Annotated in this window: 9 protein-coding genes; 3 read left to right on the top strand and 6 right to left on the bottom strand. The window is 33.7% G+C overall.

All coding sequences use genetic code 11. The features are described 5' to 3' along the window. Window positions 1–18 precede the first annotated feature (18 nt). The 3 genes from A9G32_RS04900 to A9G32_RS04890 all read left to right on the top strand — a co-directional run bounded on the left by A9G32_RS04900 (window position 19) and on the right by A9G32_RS04890 (window position 3,788). Complete coding sequence (locus tag A9G32_RS04900; protein ID WP_065589333.1) at window positions 19–1,257, top strand: nucleoside permease; 1,239 nt, start codon at window positions 19–21, stop codon at window positions 1,255–1,257. A gap of 172 nt (window positions 1,258–1,429) precedes the next feature. Next, complete coding sequence (locus A9G32_RS04895; protein WP_065589359.1) at window positions 1,430–2,374, top strand: EamA family transporter; 945 nt, start codon at window positions 1,430–1,432, stop codon at window positions 2,372–2,374. Between the two features lie 937 nt (window positions 2,375–3,311). Beyond that, window positions 3,312–3,788 carry a hypothetical protein gene (locus A9G32_RS04890; protein ID WP_065589334.1) on the top strand — a complete coding sequence of 159 codons (477 nt, stop codon included), beginning with the start codon at window positions 3,312–3,314 and terminating at the stop codon, window positions 3,786–3,788. Between the two features lie 504 nt (window positions 3,789–4,292). Here the strand turns inward: A9G32_RS04890 and A9G32_RS04885 are convergent. The 6 genes from A9G32_RS04885 to purK all read right to left on the bottom strand — a co-directional run bounded on the left by A9G32_RS04885 (window position 4,293) and on the right by purK (window position 12,975). Continuing rightward, window positions 4,293–5,900 carry a hypothetical protein gene (locus tag A9G32_RS04885; RefSeq protein WP_065589335.1) on the bottom strand — a complete coding sequence of 536 codons (1,608 nt, stop codon included), beginning with the start codon at window positions 5,898–5,900 and terminating at the stop codon, window positions 4,293–4,295. A gap of 779 nt (window positions 5,901–6,679) precedes the next feature. After that, complete coding sequence (locus A9G32_RS04880) at window positions 6,680–7,588, bottom strand: hypothetical protein (RefSeq protein WP_065589336.1); 909 nt, start codon at window positions 7,586–7,588, stop codon at window positions 6,680–6,682. Window positions 7,589–8,470: 882 nt separating this feature from the next. Then, entirely contained in the window at window positions 8,471–9,751 is a 1,281-nt protein-coding gene (gene amtB, locus A9G32_RS04875) for an ammonium transporter AmtB (protein WP_034912125.1), read from the bottom strand. A gap of 21 nt (window positions 9,752–9,772) precedes the next feature. Then, on the bottom strand, window positions 9,773–10,111 hold the full coding sequence (gene glnK / locus A9G32_RS04870; RefSeq protein WP_065560700.1) for a P-II family nitrogen regulator: 339 nt from the start codon (window positions 10,109–10,111) through the stop codon (window positions 9,773–9,775). A 255-nt stretch (window positions 10,112–10,366) separates the two neighbouring features. Beyond that, complete coding sequence (gene dgt / locus A9G32_RS04865; protein WP_065589337.1) at window positions 10,367–11,857, bottom strand: dGTPase; 1,491 nt, start codon at window positions 11,855–11,857, stop codon at window positions 10,367–10,369. A gap of 41 nt (window positions 11,858–11,898) precedes the next feature. After that, entirely contained in the window at window positions 11,899–12,975 is a 1,077-nt protein-coding gene (gene purK / locus A9G32_RS04860; protein WP_065589360.1) for a 5-(carboxyamino)imidazole ribonucleotide synthase, read from the bottom strand.

The raw sequence follows: 12,975 nt of genomic DNA, 5'->3' as shown, positions 1-12,975 counted from the left end.
TTATTTTAGGAATAAACAATGAACATAAAGAATAGATTGAAAATAATGATGTTTTTCCAATATTTCATTTGGGGAAGTTGGTTAGCCACTTTTGGTGCTTATCTATTTAATACTTTACACTTTTCTGGTGTTGAAGTATCTATGATTTTTAGTACCAAAGGTTTAGCGGCATTAATTACACCATTTATTATTGGTATTATTGCCGATAAATTTTTGCAGGCTAAATATCTATATATGCTTTGTCATTCTGTTTGTGCCATTGCGCTTTTTTATGCTGCATCAGTTAATAATTCAGCTATTTTATTTTGGGTAATGTTAGGCAATGCGTTAGCTTTTATGCCAACTATTGCATTATCCAATTCTATTAGCTACCACTGTTTGGCTCAACATAACTTAGATTCGGTAACCGTTTTCCCTAAAATACGAGTATTTGGTACTGTTGGTTTTATTATTGCAATGTGGACAATTAGTTTATGCAAATTCGAGTTGAGTAATGCTCAACTCTATGTTGCATGCGCAGCATCCGCTATACTTGTTGTTTATAGTGCAACATTACCAAATATTACTGTATCTAAAAACCAAAAACAGTCTTGGGTTTCTTATTTAGGATTAGATGCTTTTGTATTATTCAAAAAACCCGTTATGGCTGTTTTTTTTCTTTTTGCTATGTTACTTGGTGCAATACTACAAATCACCAATACTTTTGGTGGCGCTTTCTTGCATGATTTTGGTAAAGTCTCAGAATTTAAAGATAGCTTGATTGTGCAATACCCAGCTATTTTATTATCGGTTTCACAAATGGCTGAAGTCGCATTTATCTTAACCATCCCATTTTTTCTCAAAAAATTTGGCATCAAAAAAGTCATAATGATAAGCTTAATTGCTTGGACTTTACGATTTGGTTTATTTGCATTTGGTGATCCAACACCTTTTGGTTTTGTGCTATTAATGCTTTCAATGATCGTTTACGGCTGTGCATTTGACTTTTTTAATATTTCAGGCTCTATTTTCATTGAAAAAGAAGTCAGTTCAAATATTCGAGCCAGCGCTCAAGGACTATTTATGACCATGGTTAATGGTATTGGTGCTTATTTTGGCTCCATTTTAAGTGGTTATGTTGTTGACATGTGTACACATGATGGTCTTAAAGATTGGCAAACAATTTGGCTAATTTTTGCTACATATGCACTTGTGTTAGGTATTGTTTTTTATTATTCATTTAATTATGACCATACTAAAAGTAAGTGTGCTGCATAATCACTTATCCGTTTAGATTAATAGATATTTGAAATATTAATTATCATTGTAATTTGATTAATTTATTAAAAAGACACTGGGGATGAATTGTATAATCCTTCCCCTAATGTCTTTTATTGTGTTTTTTAGCCGAAATTATCGGCAATGTTATTTTTTGTTACGAGATTTAGATATGAAAGATAAATTTTTAGGCGGTTTACTGGTTTTATTAGGTGCATGTAGCTTTGGCGTACTATCTTCTATCGTTAAGACGGCTTATCAAGACGGGTATAAATTAGGTGAAGTCACTGGTATCCAATGTTTTTTGGGAATGTTAATGTTATGGAGTATTCACTTTATTGTCAAAATAATACGCTCCCCAAAAGTATCTACATTAACGAATGCACAATTAGCAACTCCAACAAAAAAGCATACAAAATTGACAAAAAAATGGAAGGTCTGCGCTGTTGGTCTATTTCCTGGATTAGTCGGTATTTGTTATTACCAATGCGTACAACTAGTGCCTGCATCAATTGCAATTATTTTATTAATGCAATATTTGTGGATTAGCGTCTTTATTGATTTTATTTTTTTCAAAAACAAACCTAGTATTATTCAACTTTCAGCGATTATTGTAATTATCTTAGGTAGCTGCTTAGCAGCAGGTATTTTTAATCAAGATATTAGTTTAAATTTAGCTGGTTGTTTTTTTGGTTTTTTAGCAGCACTGATGTATTCACTCTTTATTAGTACTAGCAGCAATATTGGTAACGAATTACCTAAGCTTGAAAAAAGTGCGTGGATGATTACCGGCGCATGTATTGTTACTTTTTTGATATTTCCACCTTTATTTTTCTTCAAACTTGATATTAGCGACAAACTGTATCAGTTAGGATTTTTATTAGCATTGCTAGGTACTGTATTGCCTCCTTTTTTGTTTTCGGTAGGAATTCCAAAAATTGGAATTTCATTAAGTGCCATTTTGTCGGCAGCAGAACTGCCTGTAGCGGTCACTTGTTCATATTTTTATTTACGCGAATCGGTCCATTTTAATCAATGGATTGGAGTGGGTATTATTCTTTTGGCAATTGCTTTACCTAACTTAAAACATGTCAAAAAGAACAAACTTGAAAAATAGTTAGCTCATCTGACATTTTCGACTTAAAATGTAGGAAAACACCAATTTGTTTATATTTCACGGTTAAAATAATCCTCTAAAAACTCATAAGGTATTTTATTTAAAATCGCCTTATGTGGTTTAACTTTACTATTATAAAAGTGAGCAAATCACTTAAAATTTTGTTTGTATCTGTTGTATCACTAACTATTTGCTGATTATGCTGTATTTCTTTTAATTCCAATAAACAGCGTAAGGAAATCCTATATATTAAGTTGATTATTTATAATATCCAAAAGCATTGAAAACCCAACAATCATCACCATAATTATGATCGTCTTATAATTTGACCAATATTGCTAGTTTTTTACTAAAAAATAAATCATTCCGTGCTCTACACTATTTTAGATAGCTTTAATAGTTAAATATATTAAAACTTATTGTGATATATTGATCTACTTCGTTATGTATTTGTCTATAAAATTAGAAGTAAAATCTTTAACTAAAAGATGAAATCTAGCAATATTATTGAACTTTCCAAAATTAAATCTGTCTTAAAAAAGTGATTATTTTTAAATATGTTAAATAGTACCAGCTTGCTATTTAAAATAGGTAGTCATTCGCTTATTAAGTTTTTACTATTAAGTAATAATGTTTTACTGTATTGATAATATACCGTAATTAACCTTTAAATAAGGTTTATAAGTAAATAAGACTTTTCATTTTCTGATAGCAGTTGTTCTTAATAGTATTTTTTTATTTTAAGTACCTATGCTTTGAAACTTAATTTCATTAATTTAAATATTCATTATAACATAATGAATTATTTTGATTTTGTTGTTTGTTTTTATATTTAAGTATTATGTCAACCAAAAACTTTTTTACATAAAATTAACAGCCTATTTTCTTTATTAAGGTCTTGTTATCTTTTTATTTTAATTAAAAGGAAGTTACAAAAATGAAGATATTAAAAAAACCTTTATTTACCTTAGTGCATAGTAATAGCGCAATACCTGAACACAGAACGCTAGCTTATTTAGATCCCACATTAAATTATTATACCGATCATATCGACGAAATTATTGCTTTGCGTGTTAAAGAACTTAAATTGCATCATCCTGAATATAGAGAATGCCCCAATTGTGACAGAACCAATAACAAAAAGGGATTTTCTTTTGTTTTTCATGAAATATTTGAGTCAGAGCATCATAAAAAACAAATTGGCATGCTAAAAGACGAAATAGCTATTACAAAAGAATCAAATAAAATAAAGGAATTACTTGATTCCCGTATAAAAGAAATTGCTAATGTTTATCCTGAGTTACAATTTAACTTTAATGACATGCAGGTTTTACCAGCTAAAGTCAAAGAGTATCTTTTTGCACCGCCGTTAATATTAACTGAAGATCATGCAATTATGCTTTGGGATGATTAAATAAAGCTGTTAACAAAAAATCAATTGCCGTGATGTGCTATTGTAAAATTAAGCTGTTATGCTTACTATTATCGACCTAAATTATTAGATGTTCCAATAATTACTTTAATATTTAGCAAGATAGCAAAAAAAACATTACCCTGATTTTTTTCTAAATGTTTTCATCGTATTCAAAAGCTAGGCTATCAATGGATATCACAAACGTGTTTATCGGGAATATTGTTAATTAAAACTTAATGTTGGACTAATCCTCTAAAAACGCATAAGGTATTTCCTCTGAAATTACTTTATGCGATTTAATCGTATTATAGTAGTTAATAAATAGCTTAAGTTCTTGTTCTCTATCTTTTGAATAGCTAAATTGTAAGAATTACTCACCATGGATGGACATAACCTTTTACAGCTAAATTAATCTAAAGAGTTTATAGCAGAAGGGTTCAATCTACTATTTAAAACAAAATACTAAGTATTTTGTTTTAAATAATTATTTTTGAAGGTAAGGAATCAAGGTGTAACACAAGCCACTCTATAGTATTGATCCGAATGAAACCTACTGCCAACTATACCGACATTAGCTTCTACAACATAATTTTCTACAATGCCATTGTCCACTCGTTGGTCTGAAGTCCAATAATGCGCCAAATTAATGTTATCCCAATCGGGATCTCCTACCCTAAAAAACTCCCAATCACTGTCTTTATAGTAAAGCTGTGTCATACGTCCCCATTCGCTAAGTAATCCTCCCATCCAATAACCATTCACTTTATAACTAATTTTTCGTAAATAGCTTCCGTCTGTTATACCATTTTGCCAATTTGGCATACCATCATTTCTATTTGCATTGGTAAAATCAAGCACTTTGGGTATACGATACCCACCACCATTAAAGTTATTACAAAACGCTACGGCATTTTGATAACCGCCTGCACCGCCTTTTTTAGCTACATACCAACGCTCTAATCTAAAATTATACAATGGGTCATTGTTTTTATCGTGTAAATAAAATGTTGAAGGAATAAAAGAACCAGGATTACTCTCCTTAGGACCCGTTAAGTTAATTTTTACAAGCCCTGTAGGTAGCGTATTTTCAGCATTTAACGTTAATGTTACCCCTCCTGTCGAAATTGTTCGACCATTCGTATTAACGATATCTTGTGCTTTCATTCCTGCAACACTCAAGTAAAAAAATAAATTATGAGAGCCTGTGGTTGGAAAGTTTGCTCCAGGGTTCGCTGGATTATAGGCATAAAATCCTCTATATTTATTCCACTCGCCATTCGGATCGTTAAGAGAAGAAACTGCCCCATCGTAAGGTATATTATTTGAATGCCAATCATATTCTAAGTTAGGCATAGCATAACAAAATTGTGGTTTATCCATTTTGGGATAAAGATAATAGGTATGCCTATTTCCAGTAAATTTATCACTTTCAGAAGGAATACCATATTCTGTCTTAATGCTCACATCTTCCACTTCTAACGTCAATTGATAAGGTGCATCACAGCCATTTAATGCTTTATCTGAGTTATCTTTCACATAATTAGTAATATCTTGATCATATAAATTCTGCCATTTAATTTTTAATTTACTTGAATTGACACGATGAAGTGTATCGCCATCATCATCCTTCCAATAACCATTGTCAGCAATAACTTTATCTGCCAATACTTCTGGATAATCCCCATGAGGTACTAATGTCTTAATATCTGCAAAAGTGGCTAAAAGTTTATCTAACACTAATGGATTTTCCATACTTGAGCTATCATTTGATACAGTAATAATTTTGTTTCCGGGCAATGTTACTGATAATAAGGGACTAACTGAATCGGCATGAGTCGCACCGCCATCAAAGGTTAAATAAGGCGCAGTACCCTGAATGTAATTAGAAGTAGTAGCCGATAATGCCTGCGATTCTAAAGAGTACGGCAATAACAACAACGGCACTAATGCTAATGGGATTTTTGAAAATAATTTTGTGAATAATTTCGATAATAATTCGAGAGATAATTTCGATGATATAAATGAGTTTTGTGTAAAAACTCGTCGAATAGGATTATTTAATAAATTTAAGACATAGGTTTGCCAGTGCTTGTGCCTTGTGCCTTGTGCCAAAAATGATACTGCATTACGTTCCTCGTGTCAAGTAATATTTTGTTTTATTTTAATTTTTTTAATTGTTTGCTTATTTTCCTATAGCAATAAGAGTATAGCCGTTAGAAAAATAATTAGCTAGTTTTTTGGCAGGCTTTTTTGTAAAGAAATGTAAATAAATTTAAAGAAAAATAAAGATAGAAATGATTCAGTTATAAAAGTAGGTGAATTTTTTAATTAAAATATGATGTCAGATTTCAGGCATTTTAACCTTTGGTGGAATGATTAATATTGCTGATAACATCTAAAACACAAACACACCCAACAGCCCTGTTTGACGTGCTAGCTTTACTTCGTTATTGGTATATTTTGGCGCTCTGATAAGTCAAGCTTATTAATATTGTGGTGCTATAAGCGTGTTTTTACTCTAAAATCGCTCAGGTAGACTATTGATTTTATTGAAGTTTTTATTTTTATTTTTAAATAAAATCAAACACTTATAGGCTAGCTATTTTTTTATTACGTTGAATTTGGCTTTTTAATAAAAGCGCTTTTGTTATTTGATAATAGTTAGTTAATAATAACTTGTTAATAACAGCCAGTTAATAACAAAAGCGCAAGCTTTTAAGGCGTATCGGTCGGGGTGCTATTTTGGTTTTCTGCCATTAAAGCTCAAGGCTCACATACTTTGCCTGCTCAGCGCCCCAACTTGTGCTGGGGCTTTATTCTTTGTTATATTATCCTCTCAAGCACCGTAACCCCCTTCCGCGCCCTAAGGATTAAGAACTAAACGCTAAAAGCTAAGGTGCGGTGCAAAGGCCATAGAGGGAGGCAATGCCGTTGCCGTCGACGTAGCCGTGGAACGAGTAGACATTGAACTGGAAGATACCTGTAGCGTCGCTCGTCCAGTAGAAATAGGGGACGAAGCCCGCATCAGTGTAGCTGTGCACGGGGCCCCACTCCGCGAAAAAGCCAGCGCCTATGTGACGCTTGTAATGATTACCTGATGAACTAGGTGTGGCGCCTACTGCGCCTTGACAATGGCTTCCTGAACCCCAACCAGAACAAACTGCATTGGTTAAATCTCTTACCCGTGGCATTCGATAACCCAAACTATTACACCATGCTAACTGGTCACTATAAGTTTTAAATTGACTACCACGATTGACGAACCACTGCTTTAACACAAATCCATATTTTACTACCTCACCGCCATATATATCTCTACCCACTAACTCAAACGTCTGCGGTAACTGTGGCTTAGCAATTGGGCTAGGATTAGGATTGTCCCATTGATTTCTTGCCTCTGGACCTGTTAGCTTAACACGGGCGACAACTTGTCCCACGTTCCCAGAAGGAATCCACACATCATTAGCTACAACATTTGTCACTGTTGCAGTAATTCCCTCATGCGTGACTGGTTCCCATGTCAATTCTTCTATATCTCCAGTTATGAGTAAATCAAAATATAAACCATCCAGACCAGTGGTCGGGAAATTTAGGCTGTATGACTCAGGATTGATTGATTGTACTAAAAAGCCCTTCTTAGGATTCCATATGTCAGCTGGGCCTGCGAATTCGTCATGACCCCAAAATAGATTCGGCCTTGCATAATGGATAACTGATGACTCTGATAGCATTATTGCATCGCTACGATTACCCGCTCGAGCCTTTTTACCATTCGCCTGAACATTCCATGACGATGACAATAATAACAGTGCTAATACTAGCAAAGCTGTTTTAGGTGATTTGAGCGATAATTTCGAAGATATAAATAAGTTTTGTGTAAAAACTCGTCGAATAGGATTATTTGATAAATTTAAGACATAGGTTTGCCAGTGCTTGTGCCTTGTGCCTTGTGCCTAAAATGATAATGCATTACATTCCTCGTGTCAAGTAATATTTTGTTTTATTTGAATTTTTATAATTGTTCGCTTATTTAATAAGCTTGTTTTCCTACAGCGATAAAAGTATAACCATAAAAAAAATAGTTGGCTAGTTTTTTGGCGGACTTTTTTGTAAAGAAATGTAAATTTTAGAAAAAAACCGAGTTGTTTATACTTTATAGTTAAAATAATCCTCTAAAAACTCATAAGGTTCCTTTCCCGAAATCGCTTAAGATTTTGCATTCTATCTTTTAAATCGATAAATATTTGCTGATTATGTCATATCTCAATTCAAAGTTTGTATCACTTTTTCCACTTTGTCATTCGCTTGTGGATTAAGTGGCTTAGTAAATTTGTGATTGATTCGATGCTATTACACGCTCTAACATAACGTTCTGCTGGTTAAGGAAACAAAAAACTTCAACAAGGCATTCTTACACGCTATAAATGATTGAATAACTAACCATAAAGCATTTAACAAAATTAGTGACTGTTATTTTTTCTTTATAATATAAGCGCCATATCACTTATTTGTGATATGACGTTAATTTTGTTTTTATATATTTTTTGTTACAGTAGTTTTTTAAATTACTGTAAACACCACGAGATATTCCTATAATTATAGGAATATCTCCCTGTAAATTATTTTGAGTTTAAATCTGTTTTTATATCTAATTTTTAATTAATGACTGTTTCGGTTAGTGATTAACTATTGAAAGCACTTTCACCATGGCTATTAATATCCAGACCTTCTCTTTCATGTTCTTCTGATACTCTTAAGCCAACAATGATATCTGCAATTTTATAAGCAATATAAGCAACCACTGTAGTCCAAACTACGCAGGTAATAACACTCATCAATTGTATTCCTACTTGAGTTGCCATTGTAATGCCTTCGGCATAACCAATACCTCCTAACGATTCTGATGTAAATATACCAGTTAATATACAACCCACAATTCCACATACGCCGTGTACGCCAAATACATCACATGTATCATCAACTTTTAGAATTCTTTTGAGTGTTGATACTCCCCAGACACCAGCAAAACCACAAATAAGCCCTATTAACATAGCACCACCTACACCAACAAGACCTGCCGCAGGTGTTACACCAACTAATCCCGCTATCACTCCTGATGCCGAACCAAGGCAAGATGGTTTACCTCGTAAAAACCATTCTGCGAACGTCCATGCCAAAACCGCTGCTGCTGTTGCTGCAACAGTGTTAATAAAGGCTAAACCTGCGATTTCATCTGCATGCGTTGATGATCCTGCGTTAAAGCCAAACCAACCAATATAAAGAATAGCAGCTCCAAGGTAGACATAAGGTAAGTTAAATGGTTTTAGTGGTTCACGATTATAGCCTATACGATTTCTAATCAGATAAGCACCCACTAGTCCTGCAATCGCAGCATTAATATGTACTACCGTACCACCAGCAAAATCAAGTGCTCCTTCATCACCTAAAATTCCGCCTCCCCATACCATGTGCGCCATGGGAATATATGAAAATGTAAACCATAACACCATAAATATTAATACTGCTGAAAAACGAATTCGTTCAGCAAAAGCACCTGGAATTAAGCAACAAGTAATGCAAGCAAATGATCCTTGGAATGCTATCCAAATTAGCTCGTAAATCGATCCTGACACATCTGTAATACCTATCCCTGTTAATAGAAAATGGTTAAAGTTGCCATAAAACCAGTTCCCTTCACCAAAAGCAAGTGTATAACCGTAAACAATCCATAGCACCGCTATTAACGAAAAAGTTACTAGTACTTGTGTTAACATCGATAACACATTTTTAGAACGTAATAATCCACCATAAAACAAAGCAATCCCTGGCACCGACATAAAAAGTACTAGGGCGGTACAGATCATCATAAAGCCGTTATCCGCTTTATCAACTACAGCAGCTTCTTCGGCAAAAGCTGAACTTGAGAATAAAATAACTAAAAAGGGAATAATTTTTTTCAACATAATGATTTCCTTAACAATCAATTACAATGCCGAGTCATCGGTTTCACCAGTACGTATACGCACTACATGTTCAAGTGAAGTGACAAAAATCTTTCCATCACCAATTTTGCCCGTATATGCTGCTTTAGTAACTGTACTAATAACTTGGTCAAGTTCATCATCACGAATAGCTAAATCAATTTTAACTTTAGGTAGAAAATTGACATTATATTCTGCACCACGGTAAAGTTCGGCATGACCTTTTTGTCGTCCAAAACCTTTAACTTCGGTAACAGTTAATCCTGTAACACCTATATTGGATAAGGCTTCTCGAACTTCTTCTAATTTGAAAGGTTTTATAACTACAGTAACTAATTTCATCAATCGCTCCTAAAAATTGTGAGTTACAGATTAAATTATGCAAAGAGTGTGCCAAAAAAATTAACTTGAATTGAATTTGCTACTGCAACTTAATTTATAAAAATATAGCTATCATAAAATTAAAGTTCGGCTGTTTTGATTGGAAGGTTAAAACAAAAGATAACAAATAGTTAATTAGATTTATTATTTAACAGCGCACTAATATGGTGCCAATGCATATTAGTGGTGCTTAGCTGTTATAAAAATTACTTGGATTTAGAATGTTACCATTAACTTGCGATATTCGTCATAAGCAAAGTGATCTGTCATGCCACTAATATAATCCTGCAATAAGCGACATCGATAATAGAATTCCATACACGCAAAACTTTCTGCTTTATTTGAATTTAGTTTGTTAACTGCTTGTTTATAAGCGACACAATGTTTTGAGGATAATTTATGATATAAGCGAGTTTCAATAGGATAATTTTTGTGATGTTTATCCTCAACCAATTTCAAAAAGTCGTTGGTAGGCATATCAAGCAATGGGCTATAAATATCGAGCAATCCACTAATAATTCGGTACCCTTGAAGTTCAATATTTTCAACCGATTCATGATTAAATATATGTTCAAGTCCAACTGTTTTAAAAATATTAAGTAATTTATATTCTGCGCCATGATCTTCAAGTAAGGCATGATTAAATGAGCCGTGATAAATTTCTTCAATATTTTCAATAAAACGTTCAGCAGCATGTGGTACCAATTTGCCAATAGTGTTGACACGTAGGTACATAAAAAATTGATCAATGCCTATCGCATCAAATCCATTTTGATTTAGATTTTCATAAGGGCGATTGACAACAGTATCAAACAGATCACCTTTTTTAATCGGTCCCCATGCCTCTGCTAAGTAAGTATAAAGCTGTTTTACCGTTAGAATTTTCTTTTCAACCGCATCTTCTAGATCGGCAATGCAATATGAGATATCGTCGGCTGCTTCCATAATATAGGTAAATGGATAACGATGAAATGGTTTGATATCAAGCTGTTTAGATAGCGCTTCAATAAATGGTTCTTCTGATAAATAATAACCTGCTTTTTTCATTAAATATGAAAATTCTGGCAGTACCGGCTTAGACCAATAAGCTGGTTTAGAATATTTCATAATTGAAGCAATCTGAGAGTAAGTTAAATTGAGACGTAATATTGTATGCACTAAACGAATTGCTTGTGCATTACCTTCGAAACTTGATAAATCTTGGCGAATTTTAGTTTTAAGTTCTTTTATTTCTTCTTTATCACTAACATTTATTTCAAGAAATCGATAATCTGTTGCTCTGCCAAGACCCAAACGGAGAGTAAACCATTTATTAATGGCGGCCTCACCAAAATGACCAAATGGAGGATTACCAATATCATGCATTAAACAAGCCATTTCAACTAGGCTTTCAATCGCCATTATACAATTATCAAGCCCGTATTTTTTTAATTTTCCAGCATTGCCTAGGCGATTAACGATTTCTTTGACTATGTATCGCCCAACTTGTTGCACTTCCATAGAGTGAGTAAGTCTTGTTCTAACTACTGAGTTTCGTTCTAATGGAAAAACTTGCGTTTTTTGCTGTAGGCGACGAATAGCGGCTGAGTTTATGATGCGTCCACGATCACTTTCAAAACAGCGTACTATTGAGTACTCATCAGACAGAGCTTCACGCTGTTTGCTAGCATAACGCTGATAATTAATTTTTTGGTTAAAGTTGATCATGGTTTCATCCTTAATTTAATCACTCAAATTGTTTTAAGTTTTCAAATTGCTAATGTTTGTTTTGCCCATTCAATACTTTTTTGATAATCATTAGGTAATAACGGTATTAAATTCTCTAATGCTTTTAACAATTTGTTTGTTTGGTTATGGGTTAAATTTAAATGCCCTACTTTACGTCCAACTCTAACTTCTTTTTCATACCAATGAAGATGTACCAAATCAATTGATAACCAATTTAAATTTAATTCTGTGCCAATTAAGTTAACCATAACTGATGGCGTAAATACATCTGGCTTAGGCAAAGGAAGTCCCAATATAGCCCGAAGATGTAATTCAAATTGGCTAATTGAAGCTCCATTTTGCGTCCAATGACCACTATTATGTACCCGTGGAGCAAGTTCGTTGATCAGTAGTTCATTACCAACAATAAAGCATTCCATTGCCATTACGCCAATATAATTCAATTTATGCATAATAGCAGATAGCATTTGCTCCGCTTTTATTTGTAATGAATGAGATTCGTTAGGTTGTACAACACTTATTTTTAAGATGCCGTCTTGGTGGAAGTTATTGGTAAGGGGATAAAATACTGTTTCACCTTTTGCATTACGAGCGCCTATTAATGACATCTCTTTTTCGAAAGGGATAGCCTGTTCAACGATAGCTTGTTGATAGATATCATCAGGTACAGTTATTGGACCATTAATAGCAATTCGCCATTGACCTCGCCCATCATAACCGCCAGTTCTACGTTTAACAATTAATCGATCGCCAAGTTCAGTAAATAACGTTGACCAATCTTGAGGGTGATCAAGCGAAAACCATTTCGCTGTCGGTAAACCAAGTTCGTCAAGTAGCTGTTTTTGCGTTAAACGGTCGGCAATAATAGGAAAGACATCTCGATTAACAAAATGCGGATGCTTGGCTAAAATCTGTGTAAATGACGTATCGGACCATCGCTCAATTTCAGCTGTTATTACTGACTGTTGATATGGAATGGCGGTAGGATCTACATCTAATCCAACTGGATAAACTTTTATACCTATTGGTTCGCCTGCTTGCTTAAGCATTCGCCCTAATTGCCCGTTACCTAGTACACAAACAGATTGAAGTTTCAT

Origin of the sequence: Gilliamella sp. Gris3-2, assembly GCF_001690345.1 — a bacterium.
Taxonomy (GTDB): Bacteria; Pseudomonadota; Gammaproteobacteria; order Enterobacterales; family Orbaceae; genus Gilliamella; species Gilliamella bombi.
Note: the sequence above shows the minus strand (reverse complement) of the source record. Positions and strands in the feature narration are given on the sequence as shown.